Annotated in this window: 18 protein-coding genes and 1 tRNA gene; 8 read left to right on the forward strand and 11 right to left on the reverse strand. The window is 66.0% G+C overall.

Annotated features, from left to right (window positions below; translation table 11 throughout):
- The first annotated feature begins 41 nt into the window (after positions 1 to 41).
- Positions 42 to 230, forward strand: a complete 189-nt coding sequence (locus tag CH285_RS21680; protein ID WP_032366331.1) for a hypothetical protein — start codon at positions 42 to 44, stop codon at positions 228 to 230.
- A 97-nt stretch (positions 231 to 327) separates the two neighbouring features.
- On the opposite strand, the gene CH285_RS21685 is transcribed toward CH285_RS21680, so the two are convergent.
- The gene (locus CH285_RS21685; RefSeq protein ID WP_032391566.1) at positions 328 to 840 is read right to left on the reverse strand and encodes a putative immunity protein; all 513 of its coding nucleotides are present in this window, start codon (positions 838 to 840) and stop codon (positions 328 to 330) included.
- Between the two features lie 105 nt (positions 841 to 945).
- Positions 946 to 1022 (reverse strand) — tRNA-Met (locus tag CH285_RS21690).
- A 501-nt stretch (positions 1023 to 1523) separates the two neighbouring features.
- Between CH285_RS21690 and CH285_RS21695 the strand changes: the two genes are divergently transcribed.
- Positions 1524 to 2093, forward strand: a complete 570-nt coding sequence (locus CH285_RS21695; protein ID WP_094643059.1) for a transglycosylase family protein — start codon at positions 1524 to 1526, stop codon at positions 2091 to 2093.
- 143 nt (positions 2094 to 2236) lie between these two features.
- On the opposite strand, the gene CH285_RS21700 is transcribed toward CH285_RS21695, so the two are convergent.
- Complete coding sequence (locus CH285_RS21700) at positions 2237 to 5197, reverse strand: UPF0182 family protein (protein WP_176458532.1); 2961 nt, start codon at positions 5195 to 5197, stop codon at positions 2237 to 2239.
- Between the two features lie 288 nt (positions 5198 to 5485).
- Between CH285_RS21700 and CH285_RS21705 the strand changes: the two genes are divergently transcribed.
- A complete protein-coding gene (locus CH285_RS21705; RefSeq protein WP_094643090.1) occupies positions 5486 to 6052 on the forward strand; it encodes a PPA1309 family protein in 567 nt (188 codons plus the stop codon).
- Positions 6053 to 6067: 15 nt separating this feature from the next.
- Here CH285_RS21705 and CH285_RS21710 read toward each other — a convergent pair whose 3' ends face one another.
- Positions 6068 to 7093, reverse strand: a complete 1026-nt coding sequence (locus CH285_RS21710; protein WP_032366559.1) for a YlbL family protein — start codon at positions 7091 to 7093, stop codon at positions 6068 to 6070.
- 144 nt (positions 7094 to 7237) lie between these two features.
- On the opposite strand from CH285_RS21710, the gene CH285_RS21715 reads away from it, so the two are divergent.
- The 3 genes from CH285_RS21715 (at position 7238) to CH285_RS21725 (ending at position 11058) form a co-directional block, all read left to right on the forward strand.
- Positions 7238 to 8641, forward strand: a complete 1404-nt coding sequence (locus tag CH285_RS21715; RefSeq protein ID WP_032370729.1) for a zinc-dependent metalloprotease — start codon at positions 7238 to 7240, stop codon at positions 8639 to 8641.
- Positions 8642 to 8764: 123 nt separating this feature from the next.
- On the forward strand, positions 8765 to 9652 hold the full coding sequence (locus CH285_RS21720) for a hypothetical protein (protein WP_032407098.1): 888 nt from the start codon (positions 8765 to 8767) through the stop codon (positions 9650 to 9652).
- A 95-nt stretch (positions 9653 to 9747) separates the two neighbouring features.
- On the forward strand, positions 9748 to 11058 hold the full coding sequence (locus CH285_RS21725) for an ABC1 kinase family protein (protein WP_057474135.1): 1311 nt from the start codon (positions 9748 to 9750) through the stop codon (positions 11056 to 11058).
- Positions 11059 to 11092: 34 nt separating this feature from the next.
- Here the strand turns inward: CH285_RS21725 and CH285_RS28060 are convergent, their stop codons facing one another.
- The 3 genes from CH285_RS28060 to CH285_RS21740 form a co-directional block, all read right to left on the reverse strand.
- Positions 11093 to 11413 (reverse strand): WhiB family transcriptional regulator, encoded by a 321-nt coding sequence (locus tag CH285_RS28060; RefSeq protein WP_027496555.1) that lies wholly within the window; start codon positions 11411 to 11413, stop codon positions 11093 to 11095.
- A 153-nt stretch (positions 11414 to 11566) separates the two neighbouring features.
- On the reverse strand, positions 11567 to 11878 hold the full coding sequence (locus CH285_RS21735; protein ID WP_032366326.1) for a hypothetical protein: 312 nt from the start codon (positions 11876 to 11878) through the stop codon (positions 11567 to 11569).
- Between the two features lie 143 nt (positions 11879 to 12021).
- Positions 12022 to 14136 carry an ATP-dependent DNA helicase UvrD2 gene (locus CH285_RS21740; protein WP_032372680.1) on the reverse strand — a complete coding sequence of 705 codons (2115 nt, stop codon included), beginning with the start codon at positions 14134 to 14136 and terminating at the stop codon, positions 12022 to 12024.
- A gap of 112 nt (positions 14137 to 14248) precedes the next feature.
- Between CH285_RS21740 and CH285_RS21745 the strand changes: the two genes are divergently transcribed.
- Positions 14249 to 14518 (forward strand): mycoredoxin, encoded by a 270-nt coding sequence (locus CH285_RS21745; RefSeq protein WP_032366324.1) that lies wholly within the window; start codon positions 14249 to 14251, stop codon positions 14516 to 14518.
- 7 nt (positions 14519 to 14525) lie between these two features.
- On the opposite strand, the gene nudC is transcribed toward CH285_RS21745, so the two are convergent.
- Complete coding sequence (gene nudC / locus CH285_RS21750) at positions 14526 to 15428, reverse strand: NAD(+) diphosphatase (protein WP_032391659.1); 903 nt, start codon at positions 15426 to 15428, stop codon at positions 14526 to 14528.
- Between the two features lie 23 nt (positions 15429 to 15451).
- The gene (locus CH285_RS21755) at positions 15452 to 16519 is read right to left on the reverse strand and encodes a potassium channel family protein (protein ID WP_027496550.1); all 1068 of its coding nucleotides are present in this window, start codon (positions 16517 to 16519) and stop codon (positions 15452 to 15454) included.
- 139 nt (positions 16520 to 16658) lie between these two features.
- Between CH285_RS21755 and CH285_RS21760 the strand changes: the two genes are divergently transcribed.
- Positions 16659 to 17045 (forward strand): DoxX family protein, encoded by a 387-nt coding sequence (locus CH285_RS21760; protein WP_032370928.1) that lies wholly within the window; start codon positions 16659 to 16661, stop codon positions 17043 to 17045.
- Here the strand turns inward: CH285_RS21760 and CH285_RS21765 are convergent.
- A complete protein-coding gene (locus CH285_RS21765; protein ID WP_094643060.1) occupies positions 17008 to 20415 on the reverse strand; it encodes an ATP-dependent helicase in 3408 nt (1135 codons plus the stop codon). The two genes, CH285_RS21760 and CH285_RS21765, sit on opposite strands and share 38 nt — an antisense overlap.
- Positions 20412 to 23738, reverse strand: a complete 3327-nt coding sequence (locus CH285_RS21770; RefSeq protein WP_094643061.1) for an ATP-dependent helicase — start codon at positions 23736 to 23738, stop codon at positions 20412 to 20414. The genes CH285_RS21765 and CH285_RS21770 overlap by 4 nt, the downstream gene beginning before the upstream one ends.
- Between the last annotated feature and the right edge of the window lie 92 nt (positions 23739 to 23830).

Genomic DNA, 23830 nt, shown 5'->3' on the forward strand with positions numbered 1-23830 from the left:
TGGTAGACCGGTGGTAGACGATCGAGCGAAGGGTGACAGTCATGGCCGAGTGGATCAAGAAGGTCGAAGAGAATGCCAAGGGCCTCATCGCAGAGGCGGAACAGGAACTGACGGCTCTCGAGGGCGCGGACACCGTCGACCTCACCGCAGACGAGCCGGAGGATGCTGCGACCACCGACGACGATGACATCGTCACCAGTGACGATGCACGGGAGCAGGTCTCGGACTGAAGCAAGCGCCGGCGTTCTCTGCGCCCAGTCGGCGCAACCGGTCGTCGACGGCGATCGAGATCGACACCCAGTCCTTCACGGTCACGGTTCTGTAGATCTACTCGAACACGTACCAGCAGATGCTGTTTCTCCTGTGCTGGTCCTCCAACACCAGAGCCCGCACGCTGTCCGGCAGCTGTTCCCTCTGCCACTCATTTTCCGCATACGCCGCGGCGGTTGCGCTCGACGACGGTGCCGCAGCTCGAACTGCCTTGATGGCGTATGCCGCTGCTCCGAGGTCGTGTTCGGCCACGTGCGCCACGCATGCGGCCTGGCCTGCGGCGTAGGCGGCGAATCGAGCCGCTCCGCGAAGGGGACGCGCTGCGCCCATAGCGTGTCCGCCGAGGGCGCGGGTCTCCATCATCGGCAGCTCACCACGTACCCACGCGCCGATCCCGTCGATGGCTTCCCGCGGTCTGGCGTCCGACGGAACCGAGCTCTCGAACAGGGGCAGCACGTGTTCGGCACAGGCAGCAGCCCAGAGCGCCAGGGCCCGATGATCGTCGTCGGACAGCAGTCCCCCGCGCCGGGCCGTGACGAGCCGGGGATCTCGAACAGCGGGCAGGATCATCCTCGGTCGCCCTCTTCGCACTGGCATCGGGCAGTCCAATGTGATTGCACGATGGCTATCAGAGCACAAAAAAGCCCGAGACCGTATGGCCTCGGGCTTTTCGAGTGGTAGCGGGGACAGGATTTGAACCTGCGACCTCTGGGTTATGAGCCCAGCGAGCTACCGAGCTGCTCCACCCCGCGTTGCATCTACGAAGTTACCCCTGCGTGTACGACGAATGCAAATCACGTGACCACGGGGTGCTCGGTCGAGCCGATCAGGCTCGACGCACGGCCGAGCCGACCCGAACAGCACGTTCGCAGCCCCTCGAAATAGTGCTCCGGGTCTCTTTTCTTGCGTGTTTCGGGTCACATAACGGTCGGGTCACGAAGGTGAAACATTCCCGCCACAATGCGGCTCGAGCTGCACGAACAGGGGGCTCAATCCCACTATGTGGACGGGTGGCATCCCATATCCGCTCAGTGACGGTAAGTGAATCCTCGACTACCTTCACGGACGGCCCTAAACCGCTGGGCTTGCACCACCCCGCCGCTTCTTTCGCTCTGCCCCGCGGGTGTGGTCCCCAATACGTACGGGGGCAGAGCCGCGACGATACGAAGTGCCTGGTCGTCATCGCCATCATCACCGGCGTAACGATTCGCAGGCCAGTCGCGCCAGTCGAGCGCGGAGAGGATTCACCCCGCATGACCACTCAGAACAACTTCGGTAAGCGCGCACTCGGATTGGCCGCCATCGCCGGCGCAGCCGTCGCCATTCCGCTCGGCGTTTCTGCCGGAACCGCCAACGCAGCCACCCACAACTGGGACGGCGTCGCACAGTGCGAGAGCGGTGGCAATTGGAGCATCAACACCGGAAACGGCTACTACGGCGGCCTGCAGTTCTCGCAGAGCACCTGGACGGCCAACGGCGGAACCGGATCCCCGGCCAACGCCTCCAAGGCCGAGCAGATCCGCGTCGCGGAGAACACCCTGCAGAGCCAGGGACCGGGCGCATGGCCCGTCTGTGGTCAGCAGCTGACCACCGGCACCTCGGCAGCCGAGCCCGAAGCGGCACCGGCACCGGCTCCTCAGGCAACACCGGCACCGGCACCGGCCCCCGCGCCTGCCGTCGCACCCGAGGTCGCAGCAGCTACACAGGCCGCTCAGGGCGCATTCGATGCAGCATCCAAGCTCGCCGACCAGTACGGCCTGAGCACTCAGTTCCAGCACTTCGCTGCTGCGAACGCTCCAGTGCTCGCGCCCATCGGACGCTGATTCACCGGCAGTTCGCTAGAACTGCCTCGTTCCGCTCGCAGTGGATGCCCAGCGCATCCGATGTAGCGAACAACGACAGAGCCGCCTCACCGATTCGGTGAGGCGGCTCTGTCGTTGCAGTCAACCCGGTGGAACAGTGCCGATCAGCTACCGGCCCCGTTGTACGCGTCGACCGCCTTCTGCAGGTTCTCCAGCGCGGTGCCGAGCTGCGCCAGGTTGCCGCTCTGTTGTGCAGTCCGCACGGCGGAGAGTGCGTCGTTCAACCCGGTGACAGCGGCGTCCCTGGTGGTCGACCCACCGGTGGACGGAGCCGGATTCGCCGGCGTCGAACCGCCCTCGGACGGGGTCGTCTCGGGTACGGCACCCGGCTGGGTACTGCCGTCGGTCTCCCCCGGCGCCGTGACGGTCCGTCCGGCACCGGCCCCGAACACCTGCTCGATGGCCTCGGGCAGCGTGGCGGCGTAACCGACACGACCCTCGTACGAGACCAACACCCGGATCAACTGCGGATACGCCGACGCCTCGTTGGTGCGCGAGGCGTACACCGGCTCCACATAGATCAGACCGCCGTTGCCCACAGGCAGGGTCAGAAGATTGCCGAACTCGACAGTGTTCTCCCGGCGCACGATGCCGAGGCTTTCGGAGACGTCCGTCGTGGTCGTCATCTGGTTCTGTACCTGATTCGGGCCCTGAGTGGACGTATCGGTCGGCAGCCTCAGCACGGTGATCTTGCCGTAGTTCTCCGGATCCGAATCCGCGCTGACATACGCGCCCAGCACTTCTCGGCGATACCCCACCAGCGCACTGGTCAGCTGGAACGAGGCCTGGTTCTCCTCGTTGGAGATATCGGACGCGACGACGTAGTACGGAGGCTGCTTGGCGGCAGTGTTCTCCGCGGTCGGGTCGGTCGGAACCTCCCAGAACGCGTTGTTGGTGAAGAACTCTCGCGGATCGTTGACGTGGTATTTCGTCAGCAGTTCACGCTGAACCTTGAACAGGTCCTCCGGGTACCGGAAGTGATCCCGCAATTCCGGAGACACCTCGCTCTTGGGGATGACCGTTCCGGGGAACACGCCTTCCCATGCCTTGAGCACCGGGTCGTTCTCGTCCTGCTCGTACAGCTTGACAGTGCCGTCGTAGGCGTCGACGGTGGCCTTGACCGAGTTCCGGATGTACGAGACTTCCCGGCTCGGCAGTGCGCGCGTCGTCGTCGACTCGATGCTGTCGGCAGTGGCATCCTCGAGCGACATCCGCTGGGCATACGGGAAGTTGTCCAGCGTTGTGTAGCCGTCGATGATCCAGACGAGCTTGCCGTCGACGATCGCCGGGTACGTCGAACCGTCGGTGGTGAGCCAGGGCGCGACCTTCTGCACACGGTCCCGGGGATCACGGTTGAACAGAATCTTCGATTCGTCACCGATCACACTCGAGAACAGGATGTTGCGCTCGGCGTACTTGCTCGCGAACACGAGTCGGTTGAAGAAGTTGCCGACGTCGACACCCGCTGCACCGGTGTAGGAGTAGCTCTTGCTGTCCGTGTCGTACTCACGGGGTTCGCCGGCCGAGCCGACGATGGAGTAGTCGGCGTCGGAATTCGCGATGACCGGGCCGAAGTAGATGCGCGGCTGATCGAGGTCACCTGGGCCGTCCTTACGCACGGTTCCCTCGGCGTTGTTCTCGATCCAGTTCACCTGGTAGTTGGGATAACCACCACGCCCGCCGCTGGACTCGTCGGCGACAGCCTCGTCGACGGAGTTGGCAGGAGCAGCAACGAAGCCGTTTCCGTGCGTGAACACGGTGTGGCGGTTGATCCAGTCACGCTGGTTCGCGTCGAGAGTCTGCGGTGAGATCTCACGCGCGGCGACGACGTAGTCGCGGAGGTTGCCGTCCGCGTCCGGGTAGCGGTCGACGGCCAGTGTGTCGGGGAATCCGTAGAAGTTACGGATCTGACGCTGCTGAGTGAATGTCGGCGCAAGGATGTTCGGATCGAGCAACCGGATGTTCGACATCGTGGCCGACTCCGATGCCACTTCGCTCGGGCTCAACGACGCTTCACCCGAATAGTCGCGGTACGAGACCACGTCATCGGTCAAGCCGTACGCAGACCTCGTTGCCGCGATGTTGCGCTCGATGTACGTGCTCTCCTTGTCGGCCGCGTTCGGACGAACCGAGAACTGTTCCATCACCAACGGCCAGACGGCACCGATGAGGATCGACGACAACACCAACAGGGCTGTGGCCAAGGCGGGGATTCTGAGGTCACGAAGGAAGATGGCCGCAAAGAAGGCAACAGCACAGATGACCGCGATGGCCAACAGAATCAGCTTCGCCGGCAGCACCGCATTGATGTCGGTGAAGCTGGCACCGGTGAACGTCGGCTCCTTACGACTGCTCGACAACAACGTGTATCGGTCGAACCAGTAGGCGATGGCCTTGAGCAGGACGAAGGTGCCGGCCAGCACAGCGAGCTGAATCCGCGCCGCACGGGTGAGCGCTCCTTCTCGGCCGGCGAGACGAATGCCGCCGAAGACGTACTGCGTCACCAGATTTGCGAAGAATGCGACCAGGATGGCAACGAACAGCCAGTTCAGGATGAAGCGGTAGAACGGCAGATCGAACGAGTAGAACCCGACGTCCAGGCCGAACTGCGGGTCGGTCTGGCCGAAGTCGCCGCCATGCAGGAACAGCTGCACGGTGACCCAGTTCGTCTGCGCGATCATGCCGGACAGGAAACCGAACACGACCGGGATTCCGATGCCGAACAACCGCAATCGGCTCATCACCGTGGTGCGGTATCGAGCGATCGGATCGTTGGGTCCGGCCACCGGAACGAACACCGGGCGATTGCGATACGCGACGACCAGCGCGCCGAAGACGATGAGCCCGACGACGACCGAGACGACGAGGAAGATCACCAACCGGGTCAACAGAGTGGTGGTGTAGACGCCGCGGAAGTCGACTTCTCCGAACCACAACCAGTTCGTGTAGATATCGATCAACCGCGGACCGATGAGCAGCAAAGCTGCTACTACCAAGGCCAATACGAGCAAGATCCGGCTTCGCCGCGACAACGACGGCATACCGGTGGGGGGCCTCATGCCCACGTGCCACACTCCAACTTCGGGCGACGCCGATGGCGCCGCAGATGACTGTCACGGCGCACCTCGCGTGCGCCGCATGTCCGTTTCGCCCTACTGTACGTACGTTGATCCTACGGCTGTGACGCCCGTACTGCGGCCCCGCCGGATCGCAGGTCAGGAGCATCGACATTCGTGGAACCATTCGGATGCGAGGATAGTGCGGTGAGCAACGACAGTGACGGACTGCCCGGCCAGGAACATTTCGGAGACGACTTCGACCCCGAGTCGGGCGGACCCGGCGTCGCCGAGGCATTGGCTCGGTGCGCGCGTGAGGTGGCGGACTTCTTCGACGCGGGCGGGTGGGGCCAATCGCCCCAGATGTTCGCGCTGGTGCCCACCGCTGCCCTCGCCGCGGCAGAACCCGGCCTGCTCGACGATCTGGCCGACGGTGCTGCACTCACACCGATCCAGCAGCATTCGTTGCCCGAGGACATCACCGGCGGCTCCCCCGCCCTCGACGAATTCCTCGCCACGTCGACGTGGCCCGAGGGCGTCGTGGGATGCGCACTCGTCCAAGAGATCGTCGTACTCCCCCCGGCGGCGGAGTCGGCACTCGACGATGCGCTGATGCCGCTTCTCGCAGATCCCGACGCGGCCGACAACGCGGCGCGATCGGCCGCCGAGAACCATCCCGAGAAGCGTGACGCGCGGCTGATCGTGGCAGTGCTCAAGGACGGGCCGTCGTTGACGTTGTTGCAACTGCATCCGGACGAGGACGCCGATCCGTTCGCTCCCATCGACCTTCGCATCGCCGAGGACCTGGCACCCAACGTCGTCCACGGTCTGTACGCGACGTTCGATGTGGTCGACGACGAGTAAGTACGACCGAGCGGGTCAGCTACACGTCGGAGCGTCTTCGCCCGACCCGATCGCTCGGAGCGAGTCGATCGCGTTGTCCAGCGATTCGACTCGCACCAAGCGCAGACCGTCGGGCACATTCTGTTGCGCCTCACCACAATTGGCGTCGGGCACCAGGAACGTGGTGGCCCCTGCCTCACGAGCTGCTATCAGCTTGTACGGAATACCGCCGATGGGGCCGACCGTTCCCGCTGCGTCGATCGTGCCGGTTCCCGCCACGAATTCGCCGTTGCTCAGCTCGCCGGGACTCAGTTTGTCCACCACCGCGAGGCTGAACATCAAGCCGGCGGACGGACCACCGACGTCGGCGAGATTGAACTTCACGTCGAACGGAACGTCCGGCTGCTCCTCGGGCGTCACACCGAGATATCCCTTGGAGGGATCGTCCGGCCTGGCCCCGAGCACAACGGAACCCGTACGAGGGGCACCATCACGCACGTAGTCGATGTCGAGCGAATCGCCGGGTGCCTTGGCGCTGACGGCCTCGCGAACCGCGCCTGCCGTCGAGACGGGGGTGCCGCCCACCGCAACCAGAGTGTCTCCGATGTTCAGTACGCCTGCGGCGGGGCCGTCCTGGGCCACGCTCGTCACCGACAGCGACACCGGGAGGTCGAGGTGATGCAGAGCGGCGAGTTCGGCACTGGATTCCGATTGCTCGAAATCGGCCTGATTACCTTCCTGCACTTCCTCTTTCGACTTGTCCGGTGGGTACACCTCCTCACGAGGTACCAGTCCCTGACGCCCACTGGCCCAGAACCCGAGGGCCTCGAAAAGATTGAGCTGATCCCGCACGGCCACCGTCGTCATGTTCAGATGGCCTGCGGTGGGGTCGACGTCGGTGCCGTCGATCTGGACTACGGGCACTCCGTCGACGTCACCGAGAGTGTTGTACGTCGGCCCGGGGCCGAGTGCCGCGAACGGAACGGTGACGACCGAGCCGGTGACGCCCAGCACCACGACCGGTACCAGCGCTGCGACGAGTGTGGCGATCCTTCGGTTCACTCGGTAGACACTAGATCCGAACGTGCGGCGGCGTGGATACCGCCCCTGCCGGAGCCCGACGCACGATGCGACGAAGCCGTTCTGTTCGCCGTCAGCGTGACGATCTTTCGCGCTCCGAGTGCTCATGGCTTGTACCGTTGAGCCATGAGCAATTTTGGTTTCGGTGCTTCCGACGACGACCCGGACAAGAAGAAGGATCCGGACGGGTCGGGTAACCCCGCCGGTTTCGGGTTCGGGGCGGAGGGCTTCGACCCTGCACAACTGGGCCAGATGCTCACCCAGTTCGGCCAGATGCTCAGCGGCATGGGTGCCGCGGGGTCGGGCGGATCGTCGGCCGGACCGGTCAATTACGACCTCGCCAAGCAATTGGCCCGACAGCAGATGGGCGATTTCAGCCCGGTGTCGGCCGGGGAGCGTGAGGCCATCACCGAGGCCGCGCACCTCGCCGAGCTCTGGCTGGACGGTGCCACCACATTGCCTGCCGGTGCCACCAAGACTGCAGCGTGGACGCCGGTCGACTGGCTCGACAACACCATCGACACCTGGAAGCGGCTGTGCGATCCGGTCGCCGAGCAGATTTCGGGCATGTGGACCTCCGGGTTGCCGCCGGAGGCTCAGCAGATGGCCGGACCGATGATGGGCATGCTGACCCAGATGGGCGGAATGGCGTTCGGCTCGCAACTCGGTCAGGCACTGGGCCAACTGTCGAAGGAAGTTCTCACCTCCACCGACATCGGTCTCCCGCTCGGCCCGTCGGGCACCGCCGCGTTGCTACCGTCGGCGATCGCGTCGTTCAGCGAAGGTCTCGAACAGCCCGAGCGTGAGGTGCTGGTGTTCCTGGCCGCCCGCGAGGCTGCACACCAGCGGCTGTACAGCCACGTCCCGTGGCTGCGCCAGCGGGTTCTCGCCACTGTCGAGGAATATGCTCGCGGCATCCGCATGGATTTCTCGGCAATCGAGGAAGCCGCTGCCGGGCTCGACCCGTCGGCGCTGACGGATCCGTCGAAGATCGAAGCGCTGCTGCAGCAGGGTTCGTTCGAGCCGCAGACCACACCCGAGCAGAAGCACGCTCTCGAACGTCTCGAAACGTTGCTGGCACTGGTGGAGGGCTGGGTGGAGACCGTGGTCACGGCCGCACTCGGCGACCGTCTCCCCGGCGCGGTTGCCCTCGCCGAGACCATTCGCCGTCGCCGCGCCTCCGGCGGCCCGGCAGAGCAGACGTTCGCGACGTTGGTCGGTCTCGAGTTGCGTCCCCGAAAGGTGCGCGAGGCCGCCGATCTGTGGCGCCAACTACTGGCCGCCGCGGACGTGGAGGGCCGCGACGGGGTGTGGGCACACCCGGATCTCCTGCCCGACGCATCCGACCTGGACAATCCGGCGGCGTTCATCGACCGAGTCGTCGGCGGCGGCACCTCCAGCTTCGACGACCCCATCGCGCAACTCGAGGCGATGGAGGCAAAGGAGGCCGCCGAACGAGCGGAACACAGCACGGACGACGCCTCGGAGGACGGCGACGACCATCCGGACAAGGGCTCTTCCACACCCTGAACCGGGACGGCGCACACCAATGCCGTCGGCCCCGTCGAACGCCTGCTCGAAGCCCATTTTCCCCTGTGGATAACGTGCTTCGAGCGGGCGTTTGCCGTTCGACCGAGTGTCACAGTGTGGTTCATGATCACATCGACCGTTCGACTCGATCCCGCGGTGGCCATCCTGCCGCGACGGGACGGAACCGTTCAATTGGGGTGGAGCCCCGAGACCAGCGTCGTCGTCACTCCCCCTCCCGGTGCGGAACCGGGCTCGATACTCGAGATCCTGCGGCTTCTCGCGGCAGGACGTTCCAGGCCTCACATCGTCTGTCACGCAATGACGTTGGGTTTGTCCGCGAACCGAGTGTCGTCGATGCTCGCCGAATTGGACGATTCCGGCCTGCTCGTGCACGGCACGAGTGGCCCGGCGGCGAGCAACGCGGACGCTCCGTCGAGTGAACTGCGCGACATTCGTTCCGTGCATCTCGTGGGCCGCGGGCCGCTCTCGGATGCGCTGACCGCCGGGTTGCGGCGCACCAGTGTCGCGGTGACCAGAACGAGCCTGACCCCGACACGCTATCCGCACCTCGCCGTGAACTCGTGGCAGTACGACGTGGTCGTGCTCACCGACGACCTCGTCGCCGAGCCTCGTCTGGTGACCGATCTGGTGCGGAAAAGGATCCCGCACCTGCAGGTGCGACTGCGGGACGGGAAAGGAATCGTCGGCCCGTTCGTAGTGCCCGGACAGACGAGTTGCCTGCGCTGCGCCGATCTCACCCGCTGTGATCTCGATCCGGAGTGGCCGCATCTGTCCGCACATCTGCTCGGCACGGTGGGCCAGGCGAGTACCGCCACGGTGTTGGCCACGGCGGCGTTCGCGTTCGCGCAACTCGAGACCCTCATCGATCGCACGGACGGAACGATGCCCGAAACCACCGACTGCACGATGGAGCTGAGTTTCGCGGCAACCGGTACGTCCGTGCACAAAAGACAGTGGACGCGACATCCGCATTGCGATTGCTGGTACTGACGACACGGTCACTCGACCACCCGCCCACCTCGGCAGTCGAGGCCACGGTTTCACCGGTCCGAGCATTTGTCGGAAGGTTCAGCCATGATGGAGCTGTGTCAGACATACCGCGCCGTGGATCCACTCGTACCGCGAAACTAGCCAGCATTCCCCTGGGAATGGCCGGACGTGCCGCGATGGGCTTCGGAAAGAAGCTCGCCGGCGGAAACCGCGACGAGATCGACGCGGACATGGCCGCCAAAGCAGCCGAGCAACTCTTCTCCGTCCTCGGAGAGCTCAAAGGCGGGGCCATGAAGCTCGGTCAGATGCTGTCGGTGATGGAAGCCGCCGTCCCCGAGGAGTATTCGGAGCCCTACCGTGAGGCACTGACGAAGCTGCAGGCTCAGGGCCCGCCCATGCCGGCCAAGACAGTGCATCGCGTACTCGATCAACAACTGGGTACGGCGTGGCGATCACGGTTCGAGAGTTTCGACGACACCGCTATCGCCTCGGCCAGCATCGGCCAGGTCCACCGAGCCACGTGGGCGGACGGGCGCGACGTCGCGGTCAAGATCCAGTATCCGGGTGCGGACGACGCCCTGCGGTCGGACCTCAAGACTCTGTCTCGTTTCGCGAATCTGTTCAGCACGGTGCTCGCCGGTACGGACGTCAAGCCCGTGCTCGAAGAGCTGACGGCTCGCACCGAGGACGAGCTCGACTACCGTATTGAGGCAACCAATCAGCGCGCCTTCAGCAAGGAATTCGCGGGCGATCCTCGGTTCGCGGTACCCAAGATCGTTGCCAGCGCCCCGAAAGTGGTTGTGAGCGAATGGATGACGGGCAGGCCCCTGGCCAATGTGATCGCGCACGGAACTGCGGACGAGCGTAATCGAGCCGGCGAACTACTCGCGCGGTTCGCGTTCGAGTCTCCTGCGCGCGCGAAGTTGTTGCACGCGGACCCACATCCGGGAAACTTCATGATGCTCGACGACGGCCGAATGGGCGTCATCGATTTCGGGGCATGTGCTCCGATGCCCGACGGCCTGCCTCCGGTCCTCGGCCGGATGGTCGCACTCGCTCGTGACGACAAGTTCGACGAACTGGTCGAACTGTGCACCGAAAGTGGCTTCGTGGTGCCGGGTCGCACGGTGACGGAGAAGGAGATTGCCGATTACCTTCGCCCGTTCACAGACCCGATTCACACCGAGTCGTTTCACTTCACTCGGGCGTGGCTGCAGAAAGCGGCAGGCACCGCAGCCGATTTCAACAGCGCACAGTTCCGCACCGTTCGCTCGCTGAACATGCCGCCGGAGTACGTGATGATCTTCCGGGTACTGGGCGGCCTGGTGGGAATCTGCGCGCAGCTCGACGCCTATGCGCCGTACATGGCAATTCTGACGGAATGGTTGCCCGGCTTCACCGAGTGAATCACTCGGTGAAGCCGGACCTCCGGATCGAGCGTCATGCCGCGTTCTTACGTGGCCGTCCGCGAGGACGCTTGCGTGCGATGACAACACCCTGTTCCAGGATCTCGCCACCCCATACGCCCCATGGCTCGGCGCGATCCAATGCGGCGCTGAGACAGGTTCGGCGGATGGGGCATTCGGCGCACAGCGCCTTGGCCTGCTCCAATTCGGCAGGGGTGTCGGCGAACCACATGTCGGGGTTCGCCGCTCGGCAGGGCACCGACAGCTCGAGCTCCGCCGATTCGGCGAAACTTGTTGCTGCGTAGGTGCTTTCGGACTCTGGTCGGCATGTCGTCCGGATCGTGGCGGTTGACACGTCGGTCTCCTCTACTTTTCGTGCGGCGTCGTTATCGGTTCGAGGGGTAATGCGAACCATGTCGGCCTCACGCTCGGGTAGAGGATCTACCTGAACGACAAAGGCCACGGTCCGCGAGTGCGGGTCCGTGGCCTGGTGGGCAAATCGAAGCGTCTACCTACAGTGAAGTCGGTATCTGCTGTCGAACACGGACGCGCGTGGTGCGCGGTGACGTCGATGGGTGTACACAGCGGGTGCTGCCAACGCCAGGACGCCGGGGGCGGAATTCGACCCGAGGGCTTCCGATGCGGACTGGTGCATCGGGCCGAAAGCGGTGGGACGAATCCACGTCTGCGCAACCGAGCCGGCGGCTACGGCCGCAGCAGCGGGCGTACCGACCAGCGCATCGCCGAAGGGCGTTGCACCGCAGACAGGGCTGAGCACGACGGTTGCTCTTGCACCGGCGATGTCGAATGTGTCGATCATGTTCTTCAGCTCCTGTTCTGGTCTCGTGGGCGGACTGGGCAGTGTGCGGTCTCCCGCGACACGAGAAACAGACTAAGCCCCCCGCCGAGATCTGCACAAGTTATTTTTGACCAGCAGTTTTACGGCAGCTGTTCGACGGACGGTTACCGGTCGGAGGACCGCACCACCGTGAGCACGTCCTCGCCGAAGCGCTCGAGCTTCTTGGCCCCGATTCCCGGTATCGCAACGAGTCCACGCTCGTCCTGCGGTTGCTGTTCCGCGATAGCAGTCAACGTGTTGTCACTGAACACGACGTATGCGGGCACCTTGAGTTCACGAGACTTGTCCAGGCGCCACGACTTCAACGCGTCGAGCAGGGCGATGTCCACGTTGGACGGGCAGCTATCGCATCGTCCGAGCATCGTGGCCGACGTCCCGATCAGCGGCTTACCGCAGATTCTGCACTTGGGCCCGGACCTCTTGGCCGCGGGTGCCGCGATGCGCGACGCGGGCGAATCCTCGGGCACCAATCCGACGAGGAATCGGGAGCGGCGACGCGACTTGCGCCCACCCTCGTTACGGGCCAGGGCCCACGACAGGTGCAGGTGGACCCGCGCCCGGGTGACACCCACGTAGAGAAGGCGACGCTCCTCCTCGACGGCGGCCTCGTTGTTCGCACTGGGATCGTTGCCGATCGCGTGAGATATCGGCAGCGTTCCGTCGGCAAGCCCGACGATGAACACTGCATCCCACTCGAGCCCCTTCGCCGCATGCAGCGAGGCCAGCGTCACGCCCTGCACCGTCGGTGGATGTCGCGCCTCGGCGCGAGCCGCGAGTTCACCGAGAAGTGAGTCGAGGGTCAGTTCGGGGTCGTGCAACAACAATTCCTCGGTGAGTTGCACGAGACCTCCCAGGGAGGCCCACTTCTCCCGCGCCTGCGCACCGGTCGGCTCGGTAGCGGTCAACCCCAGTGGAGCCAGCACGGCCCGAACCAGACCGGTCAGGCCGTCCCCGGAACGAGAGCCGTCGGGTAGATCGTCTCGGCCAGCAGCCTGGCGCAGTGCATTGACTCCCTGCCGCACTTCGGGTCGAGTGAAGAAACCCTCGCCGCCGCGAACCTGATAGGGAATCTTCAGCTCGGTCAGGGCCTGCTCGTGCGCCTCGGACTGCGCATTGATGCGGTACAGAATTGCGATCTCGGCAGGCTCGACGCCTTTCGAGATCAACCTCTTCACCGCGCGTGCCACTCCGTCCGCTTCGGCGGGCTCGTCGTCGTATTCGAAGAACTCCGGCTCCGGACCGGAATCACGCTGACCGATCAGCTGCAGCCGAGTGCCCGCAATGCGACCCCGCGCGGCACCGATCACGCGATTGGCCAACGACACGACCTCCGGTGTCGATCGGTAGTCACGTTCGAGACGGACAACCGTGGCCTCGGGATACTTGCGAGAGAAGTCGAGCAGGTAGCGAGGGGATGCTCCGGTGAACGAGTAGATCGTCTGATTCGCATCCCCGACGACGGTGAGGTCGTCACGATCGCCCACCCAGGCGTCGAGAACCCGCTGTTGGAGCGGCGTCACGTCCTGATACTCGTCGACGACGAAGCAGCGATAGCGTTCTCGAAATTCGTCGGCAACCGAGGAGTGCTCTTCGAGCGCCGCGGCGGTGTGCAACAGCAGATCGTCGAAGTCGAGCAACATGCCGTCGCCGCCGCGAGATTTGAGTTCTTCGTATCCCGCGTACACCGCAGCGACCTTGGCTGCGTCCATGGGCACGTCGCGTCGGTTGCTCGCCGCTATGCGCGGGTAGTCCTCGGGGGCGATCAACGAGCCTTTCGCCCACTCGATCTCGCCCGCGAGGTCGCGGATGGCGTCGGTGGAGGTGGACACGCCGGCCCGGTTAGCCGCCTGCGAGACGACGGTGAACTTACGGTCGAGCAGCTGCCACCCGGTGTCGCCGACGACCTGTGGCCAGAAATATTTGAGCTGGCGCATCGCGGCAGCGTGGAAGGTACGGGCCTGCACCGGAGGACCCTCTCCCCCGACGCCGAGTTCTCGAAGACGGCCGCGCATCTCACCGGCCGCCCGCGCGGTGAAGGTGACCGCCAACACCTGGCCGGAGGACACGTGCCCCGCGGACACGAGATGCGCGATGCGTCGAGTGATCGTGCGGGTCTTGCCCGTTCCTGCCCCGGCGAGCACACAGACCGGACCGCGAGGGGCCAGCACTGCCGCGGATTGCTCCGGATCGAGCCCGGCAGTCATCGCGTCGTCAGCCATGGGTCCATTGTGTCAGTGCCTACCGACAGCGATGTCCGGGCCCGACGCCGCCGAGACTCGCCGAGGCGGCCGTCACGGAACAATCACCTGCGCCCTGCTGTTAACTGTCTCCGTGACCACTACCGAGAACACCCCACAGACCCCGGCCGCGCTGACCGTCTACTCCACCACCTGGTGCGGGTACTGCCGCCGGCTCAAGACTCAGCTCGACGAGGCGGGAATCGCCTACTCCGAGATCGACATCGAGCAGAACCCCGAGTCCGCCGAGTTCGTCGGCAGCGTCAACAACGGAAACCACATCGTGCCCACCGTGCAGTTCGCGGACGGATCGACGGCAACCAACCCCAGTCTCGCCGAGGTCAAGCGCGCTCTGTCGCTCTGATCGAGCGTCAGGTCGTCGCTGCCCACGCCTCCAGCATCCCGCGAGCGATCGAGATGGATCCGGGAAGCAGCAATCGAGACGTCGACTCCGATCCCCAGTCGCCCAGTTCGAGGGCGGCGACGACCTCGGTCCGCTCGAACCAGTGCGCCTCGGCGATCTCGCCGTCCTGAAATGCGAGCGGCTGATCCGGGTCGGCGACGGCCGAGAAGCCGATCATCACCGAGCGCGGAAACGGCCACGGCTGACTGCCGAGATATTCGATGCCGGATACGTCCAGCCCCACTTCTTCCTTGATCTCTCGCGCGACGCAGGTCTCCAGCGACTCGCCGGCCTCGACGAATCCGGCCAACACCGAGAACCGACGTTCGGGCCACATCGGTGCGCGCGCCAACAGCACTCGATTCGCGCCGTCGTGAACCAGGCAGATCACCGCAGGATCGGTGCGCGGAAACTCTTCGTGACCCGAGGACGTGCTGGTCCGCGACCAGCCTGCAGCCGACGGAACGGACGGAGCGCCGTCGAGCGAGCTGAACCGCGCACTGGCGTGCCAATTGAGGATGGCCAGAGCCCCGGTGACCATCGACAGCGACACACTGTCGAGGCGCTCACCGTCGGTGCGCAGATCTCCCAACGTGCCCTGGACGAGTTCTACGCGCCGGGTCCACAGGTGACGATCTTCATGAATCCCGAGGAAGACCACGTCCTCGGTCGGTTCCGTGGCCACGTCTGCGGCGTCGACGAAGACCAGACCACCGTCGTCCACTGCGAATCTGCCGCGACCGTCCACGTCGAGTATGCGAGCCGTGGACCAACCGGCGGCCAGTGCCGCTGTGTCGCGGCGCAATTCCTCGGCCCGGTCGAGCGGTGATCGAGACAGTCGAGGTGGATGGACGAGCTGAAAATTCGGCACGCTCACGACCCTACTGGGCCTGCTCAGTCGGCCACGCGACGGATGTACAGCAGTCGGTCGGTTGCCTCGATCGCGTCGACCTCGGGTGATCCGACCCGGAACAGCTTGCCGCCGCGGACCACTCCCAACACGATGTCGGCCAGATGACGCGGTGAACCGCCCACCTCGTCCCGCTCCACCTCTCGCTCTGCGACGGCGAAGCCTGCCTCCGGGGTGAGAAGATCCTCGATCATCTCCACGACGGACGGTGTGGACGTGGCGATACCGAGCAGCCGACCCGCAGTTTCGGACGAGACGACAACCGAATCCGCGCCGGACTGGCGCACCAGGTGCGTGTTCTCGGCCTCTCGGATCGCGGCGACGATCTTGGCCTTCGGAGCGATTTCCCTGGCCGTCAGCGTCACCAGGACCGCCGTGTCGTCGCGATTGGTCGCCACGATGATGGCCGCGGCATGTTGAGCGCCCGTGAGCCGAAGCACATCGGACTTGGTGGCCGAGCCGTGGACGGTGACCAGACCCATCGCCGAGGCCGCGTCGAGCACGGTCTGGTCGGTGTCGACCACGACGATGTCCGAGGCCGACACTCCGTCGCCGAGCATCGCGTCGACTGCGGTTCGGCCCTTGGTACCGAAACCGATGACCACGGTGTGATTGCGCACGCTGCGTCTCCATCGCTGAATTTTGAATGCCTGTCGAGACCGCTCGGTGAGAACCGACAGCGTGGTGCCGACCAACAGAATGAGGAACAGGACTCGTAAGGGGGTGATGACCAGAATGTTGACCAGACGCGCAGACGGACTCATCGGCGCGATGTCACCGTATCCGGTGGTCGACAACGACACCGTCGCGTAATAGAACGCGTCGAGGAACGACAGCTCGCCGTTCTGATTGTCGCTGTAGCCGTCGCGATCGAGGTAGACGACGAACGCCGCGAGAAAGAGAATCCCCAACGCCATCAGAACCCGCTTGTAGATCGCGCTCCACGGGCTGGATTCGATTTCCGGAACCCGCAGCACACCTACCAGCGCGAAATCGGGCTTGTCGGTCAACGCGCCGCTGTCCCCCAGGCGCGTGCGCAACCTACCTCCCACGTCGCCCACCGAGGTGCTCACCGAAGTCGAGATCATTCACGGCACGCAGCGTAACCCCATGCCGCGCTTCTGCGTCGACAACCGACCGCTTCGAGCGGACCGGATGGGCGGATGCAGCACCGTGTGGCACGGTGTGTGCATGACACAGAGACCGAGTCAGGCCGCAGCGCTGCGTCTCGCGGGATTGCTCGCCGGCGCCGGAGTACTCCATTTCGTCACTCCCCAATTCTTCGATGCGCAGGTACCGACCGCCCTGCCAGGTTCGGCGCGGACGTACACCCAGGTATCGGGAGTAGCCGAGCTCGCTGTGGCTGCCACGTTGGCCGCACCCCGCACCCGTCGAGTGGGCGGTGCGTTGGCAGCGGGCCTGTTCGTCGCGGTCTTCCCCGCCAACATCAACCTCGCATGGAAGTACGTACGCAGCTCCAAGACGTCACCGGCCTTGAAGGCCGCCATGATCGCTCGTCTCCCCCTGCAGATCCCACTGGTCACCGAGGCTCTGAAAGCTCGTCGACTGGCACCGTAGTGTCGATGTCGTCCACGACGGATCGACCTTCGAGCAGCGCCGCCAAAGCTGTTGCGTCAGGCAGCTTTTCGGGCGAGATGGTACGACCGCTGCGGACGTAGTGGAACGCCGCACGGACGCGATCGAGCGGTACCGGCTCGGCACGACCGACGGACATCAACTCCGCCCACGCCAGCCGGTACGCCGCCAGCTGCATCGCCACCGCCTGCTGCTCGGACGCCGACGGTTCGGCTCCGGTCTTCCAGTCCACGACGGTCCAGCCGCCGTCCGGGTCGGCGAACACCGCGTCGATCCGACCGCGCAGCACCGTTCCTGCCACCGACGTCTCGAACGGCACCTCTACCTCCACCGGGCTGCGCAGAGCCCAATCGGAGGCCTCGAACGCCCGCTGAAGAGTGTCCAGGTCCACATCGGCAGAAGCACCGGTATCGGCGGAGCCCGGCAGTTCGTCGAGATCGAGCAGTCGGGTCGCGCCGAACCGGCGCTCGATCCACGCGTGAAACGCTGTTCCACGGCGCGCCAACGGATTCGGGGGAAACGGAAGTGGCCGGCGCAGTCGCGAGGCGAGCGCATCCGGATCTGCCGCCAAGTCGACCAGCTGAGTCACCGACAAGTTCTCGGGTAGTGCGACATCGACCCCGGCAACGGCCCGCGCCGAGCGCTCGGCCAGCAAGGTCCGGACGTCGAAGCCCCACTTCTCCGGCTCGTCCTCGTCCTCGTCTTCGTCCGAATCATGGTGGGAGCCGGCCCTGTCGGCCAAGGCCCGCAGGACTTCGGCCGCACCACTCTCGATCGCGCCTCGCCGCGGCCCGAGCGGATCTCGCGGCCAGGATGCCGTATGCGGCTCGGCCCCCAACGGGTTGACGGCTCCGGCTTCGGGGGCCGGTGCCCACTGCTCGACCACCGCGACGGCGTCCTCGGCCGTCGAGGTGTACCGGTGGAGCTCGTCGAGAAACTCGGACGGGCCACGAGGCTTCGTGGACGTCTCGTCCCACTGATGCGCCGAGACCAGCAGCACCCGTTCGGTTCTGGTGAGTGCAACGTAGAACAGTCGACGGTCCTCCGCGAGCCGACGCCGAGCGAGCGCATCCTTGTGCAGCTTGACGGCGTCCTCGAGGTCCTTTCGGTTGTAGAGGTCCTCGAGCTCGAGTACCGGTACCCCCTCGGAACCCTCACCGTCGAGAGCGCGGTCGCCGCGCAGGGACGGCGGCAGTTCGGCCATCGCCCCGAGCCAGGTCGACGAGGCGTTCGAGGACGGGAACACTCCGGTCGCCACGTGCGGTACGGCCACGACCTCCCATTCGAGGCCCTTCGCCGAATGCACCGTCAGCACCTGTACTCGATGCGGGGCTACCTCGACCTCGCCCGGAGCCAACCCGTCCTCGACAGTCTCTGCCGCCGCGAGGAACGACAGGAATCCGGTGACCGTGGCCGTTGGGTTGTCGGCGTAATCGGCCACCACATGGGCGAATTCGTCGAGATGCTCGCGCCCGACTGCCCCATCCACACCGAACGGTGTCCGCGCCTGCGCTTCGACGCCGATGCCCATGATGCGTTCGATGTCGGCGACCAGTTCCGTCAGCGGCTGCCCGATACGGTCGCGCAACAGATGTAGTTCTCCGGCGAGCGCAGTGATGCGTCGGTGCCCGGCCTCCGAATATCGTTCGGCCGAACCTGGATCGGCGATGGCGTCGGCCAGACCGGCCTGCTCCGACTGTTCCCCCGGCAGGGCACTTCCGAGCGCGGCGTCGAGCGCCTGTGGGTCGTCGACACGGCCCGCGGTACCGTAGCCGCCCCGAATCTCGAGCTCCTTGGCGCGCTGAGCGAGCGCCCGCAGATCGGCGGCCCCGATCTGCCATCGGGAGCCCGTGAGGATACGCATGGCCGAGCTGCCCGCAGTCGGATCGGCCACCAGACGCAGCATCGCGATGATGTCGGCGACCTCCGGCACATGCAGCAATCCGCCGAGCCCGACCACCTCGACGGGTAGGCCACGGCTACGCAACACCTCGGCGATCGGCTCGGCATCGGCGTTGCGCCGCACGAGTACCGCGGCACTGGGCGGAGGCCGGTCCAGTTCGAGGGCCTCGCGGTAGTGCTCGGCGATTCGGTCGGCGATCCATTCCCGTTCGTCGAGGACGGTGTCGGTGACGGCCAGCCGTACATCGCCGGGCACCGCGCCCGGCCGGGCCCGCAGGGTCGGCACCGGTACACCGACGCGGCGCAGGGGGTCGGTGATCAGATTGGCGAGAGCGAGTGCCTCGGGCGGGTTGCGCCAGCTGGTGAGGAGTTCGAGCCGCGGTGCCGGACTGCCGTCCGCCTGCGGGAAATCGGTGGCGAACCGCGGCAGGTTCGCCGCCGACGCCCCTCGCCACCCGTAGATCGACTGCATCGGATCGCCCACGGCTGTCAGCGCCAGGGTGGCATCGCTACCGGATCCGAACAGTGAGGACAGCAGCACCCGCTGGGCATGACCGGTGTCCTGGTATTCGTCGAGCAGAACGAGCCGAAAGCGTTGCCGCTCTGCGATTCCCACTTCGCGATGTTCGGCCGCGACCCGCGCCGCCATCGACATCTGCGAACCGAAATCCAGTGCCCCTTCGTGCCGAAGCGTCTGCGCGAGTCGTTCCACCAACGGCAGCAACGTGATTCGTTGATGTTGGGCATCGAGGATGTTGAGCAGCTCCTTGGTCGGCCCACCACGTTGACGCGGACCGGGGCCGAGTGTGTGCACCAATTTCTCGAGTTCCACGTGCGCCTCGCGCAGCTGGTCGGGGTCCACCAGATGCTCGGCCAGCTGACCGGAGAGGGCGAGTACCGCCTCGGTCACCGACGTGGGATTTCGGTCGGTGTCGAGATCGCCGTCCCACGTGCTGACCACACGATGCGCGAGCTGCCACAGTTCGGTCTCCGACAGCAGCGTCGCGGAGGGCTCGATGGGCAGCAACAGGCCGTGCTCGGTGAGCAGTCGCCCGGCATACGAGTGGTAGGTGCTCACCTCCGGCTCGGCGGCGAGAATCCGTTCGCGCAGTGCCAGACTCGGATCCAGCGCGCGCACCAGATCCGACCCGGCGAGCCGCGCCAGCCGAGCGCGGATTCGGGACGTCAGTTGCTGCGCAGCCTTGCGGGTGAAGGTCAGTCCGAGTACCTGATCCGGATCGACGAACCCGTTGGCCACCATCCACACCACTCGCGCGGCCATCGTCTCGGTCTTCCCAGCCCCTGCGCCTGCCACGACGAGCGTCGGACCGGGTGGGGCGGCGATCACCGCCGCCTGCTCGTCGGTGGGTGGGTGCTTCTGCCCGAGGGCGCGGGACAGTTCGACGGGTGAGACCCGCACGGTTGCGCTGCGCGTCGCCGAGGCGGTCACTGCTCGGTCACCTGCCGTCCTGTCTCGTGGGCCGGGCAACTGGATTTGACGGGGCAATGTCTGCACCCGTCGTTGACTCTGGCTTCGAAGACGGGACCCTGCGTCGCCGAGGCCGCCCGGTGGACGGTGTCTCGCCATTCCTCGAGTTTCTCCGGTGTCGGCACCTCCTGGATCCGCTGCGTTGCGCCGTCCTTGTTGTGCGGTTTGGCCACGAACACCAACCGGGCACCCCCGGGTTCGCCCGCGGGCTCTCCCTCGATTGCGCCCGCGGCAGCGGCGACCTGATACGTAGCCAATTGATGGTGATTGCGCGCGTCTTCCTTGGACATCACCGTTTTGGCCGTCTTGACGTCGATGACGACCGGGCGGCCGTCCGGATCGTGTTCGAGCCGATCGATCCGGCCGCGCAGGGCGACCGCAGGCTCGTCCTCGGATCGGGCGGCCAGAATGCCGTCGACCTGTACCTCGACGCCCGCCTCGGTGAGCTCGCCTCGGGTGCCCTGCAGCCAATTCTCGAACGTGTCGAGCATCGCCCCGGTTCGATCGAGCTCGTGACGCGAGAACCACTGTGATCCGAGATCGACTGCATCCCACGCCGTCTCGAGTGCCCGCCTGAGCTGGTCCGGTGGAATCCGGCCTGCCACCGCCTGCACCAGAGTGTGCACGAGGGTTCCGGTGACGGCGTGAGTGTTGGTGCCGTCGTTTCCTCCGTGACGTTCGAGCATCCAGCGCAGCGGGCACGTGGTGAGCTGTTCCACCGTCGATGGCGAGAGCGGGACCGGCCCATCGCCGAGGTGCCACAGGGGCTCGCTGGTGCTGAGGCCCGCAATTCCGAACCACTCGTCGGGATGTGCGCCTCGGACGCCGGCCTCGGCGAGTGTGGCCAGGTGCCGCGCGGCGCGCGCTCGCTTGTCCGGATCATGTTCGGCGACAACGGGATCACAGACGACCCCGCGAAGCTCGGCGACCAACATCGGTAATGCCAACACCCGGTGCGGGGTCGGCGGCTCGGAACCTTCGGGCAGCGGGACGGGATCTGCGTCGCCGTCGACTCCCCGGAGTTCGTCGACGAATCGGGAGCGGACCAGATCGGTATCGCCCGTGCTCGAGTCCACGGCGGTGACGAGCAGAGTGGAGCGCGCGCGACTGCACGCCACGAGGAAGAGCTTGCGTTCCTCGGCGAGTAGCGGTGCAGCTTTCGACAGTCGTCCGTCGAGGGCCGCAGCCGCGTCGACCTTGCCGGACACCAGATCGACGAGCGTGTCGGTTCCGAGGAGGCTGCCGCGCGCTCGCAGACCCGGCCACAGCCCCTCCTGAACCCCGGCGACCGCCACCAGTTCCCATTCGCGACCGGCTGCCGAGTGCGCGCTGAGCAGCGTCACCGCATCGGCCGGCGCAGTCGAACGATTCGAGCTCGAGGTAGGAATCTGTTGCTGCGCAATGTAATCGAGGAATCCGCCCAGCTGCGCGCGCGGCAGCCTGTCGACGTAGGCCGCCGCGGCGTCGAAGAGTGCGACCACCGCGTCGAGGTCTCGATCGGCCTGAGCACCCGCGGACCCACCCCACGCGGACGCGGCGGCCCAACGCCGCTCGAGTCCGGACGCCTGCCACGCAGCCCACAGCACGTCCTCGACTCCGCGGCCCTCCCGAGCCACCGCTCGCGCCTTACGAACGACGCTCAGTGCTCGTCGCAGCGGTGCCGCTTCCACGTCCGACAGACCAGTGATCCACCCGAACTTCTCTCGCGTCTCGCCGGTGAGAACGACTCTGAGCAGTTCGGCCGAATCGCGCTCGCCGCCCGAGGCCAGTTCGAGTCTGCGGACACCTCGGCGCAGCCGCCGCAGACCTACCGGATCGGCACCCCCGATCGGGCCGGACAGCAGAGCCAGCGCATCTTCTCCGTCGAACGACGGGTCGGAGATCGCCCGCAGCACCAGCAGCAAGCCCACCGCTCCGTGCTGGCGATGCAACGGCAACTCCGAAGCCGGGGTGATCATGGGGACACCGGCCGCGTGCAGAGCGCGACGCAGCGGCGCGACGGTACGCGGGACCGACCGCACGACGATCGCCATCTCGGACCAGGGCATTCCGTCGATCAGGTGCGCGCGTCGCATGGCGTCGGAGATGATCGCGGCTTCCTTGGCAGGCGAAGACACGACGTGTACCCGGGCCTCCGGCTCGCCGAACCGAGCCGTGGCCACCGGCTCGGGACTGCGGTGCCGACCGAGCCCGGGCAGTCGCCCCGCCACGATGTCGGTCAGTTCCGCCACTGCAGGCACCGATCGAAAGTTCCGCGTCAGGACCACCCGTCGAGGCGAGTCCGCATCGAGCAGATCGGCCACGAACGTGGGATCCGCTCCACGGAACGTGAAGACGGATTGATCGGGGTCCCCGGCGATCACGGTCGATTCGGTATCGGTGCCGATCAACCGAATCAGCTGCGCAGCTTGCGGATCGAGGTGCTGTGCATCGTCGACGACGAGGTGCCGGATGCGGGCGCGCTCACTGCGCAGCAGATCCGGGTCGGTGGCGAACGCCATCAGTGCGCTGCCGATGAGCTCGGCCGCGTCGAGGCCCGGTGCCGTGGCCCCTGCGGCTTCGACGCCGACTGCGCCGCGCAGCAACATGGCTTGTTCGTATCGAGCCGCGAATTTGCCGACGGCGATCCATTCGGGTCTGCCGCGCGTGCGGCCCAGCTTGACCAGATCCTCGGGTCCGATTCCGCGTTCTGCGGATCGGAGCATCATGTCTCGCACCGCGGTGACGAATCCTGCGGTACCGAGAGCCGGGCGCAATCGATCCGGCCAGTCGGTTGCGCCGTCCTCGATGTCGCCCCGCAGCATCTCGCGGACCACCGCGTCCTGCTCGGCACCGGTCAGCAGTCGAGGAGGCGGATTGCCGTAGAGGGAGGCCTGCAACCTGAGTACCGCGAACGCATAGGAGTGCACCGTACGTACCAGCGGTTCGCGCGTGGCGCGCAGCGCGTGATCGCCGCTGAACAGACCGGCGGTGATCTGCTCGCGGAGCGTGATGGACGCGCGCTTCGACTGAGTGAGCACCAGGACCGATTCCGGATCGCCGGACACGATTCGGGAGACTGCGTAGTCCGCCACGAGCGCTGTCTTTCCCGAGCCGGGCCCGCCGAGCACCTGCCAGGGGTTCCATCGAGGAGCGCCCTGAGCCGCCTCCGCCGCCGAATCGGGAGTCCACGCCAGCAACCGGGCAGCGGAATCGGTCCACCGGCGGGGCGGCTGCGCCACCCTGGGTGCACGGACGAGGGTGACCGTCGCGCCGTGTCTGCCGTCCGTGCTCATGCGGGACATGCAATCACGCCCCACCGACACGAAGGGCCGTGCCCCGATCCGGCGGCCCGGGGGCGGCAGCCGACCCGTCCCCTTCGAAACCGGGGCCTTCG

It is taken from the genome of Rhodococcus sp. 05-2256-B1 (genome assembly GCF_002258465.1).
Lineage (GTDB): Bacteria > Actinomycetota > Actinomycetes > Mycobacteriales > Mycobacteriaceae > Rhodococcoides > Rhodococcoides fascians.

Coding starts and splice junctions, on each gene's coding strand:
- CH285_RS21740 (WP_032372680.1), bottom strand. CDS start 14,136: ATGGCTGACGACGCGATGACTGCCGGGCTCGATCCGGAGCAATCCGCG.
- CH285_RS21685 (WP_032391566.1), bottom strand. CDS start 840: ATGATCCTGCCCGCTGTTCGAGATCCCCGGCTCGTCACGGCCCGGCGC.
- CH285_RS21760 (WP_032370928.1), top strand. CDS start 16,659: ATGACACAGAGACCGAGTCAGGCCGCAGCGCTGCGTCTCGCGGGATTG.
- CH285_RS21720 (WP_032407098.1), top strand. CDS start 8,765: ATGATCACATCGACCGTTCGACTCGATCCCGCGGTGGCCATCCTGCCG.
- CH285_RS21715 (WP_032370729.1), top strand. CDS start 7,238: ATGAGCAATTTTGGTTTCGGTGCTTCCGACGACGACCCGGACAAGAAG.
- CH285_RS21770 (WP_094643061.1), bottom strand. CDS start 23,738: ATGTCCCGCATGAGCACGGACGGCAGACACGGCGCGACGGTCACCCTC.
- CH285_RS21695 (WP_094643059.1), top strand. CDS start 1,524: ATGACCACTCAGAACAACTTCGGTAAGCGCGCACTCGGATTGGCCGCC.
- CH285_RS21680 (WP_032366331.1), top strand. CDS start 42: ATGGCCGAGTGGATCAAGAAGGTCGAAGAGAATGCCAAGGGCCTCATC.
- CH285_RS21735 (WP_032366326.1), bottom strand. CDS start 11,878: ATGATCGACACATTCGACATCGCCGGTGCAAGAGCAACCGTCGTGCTC.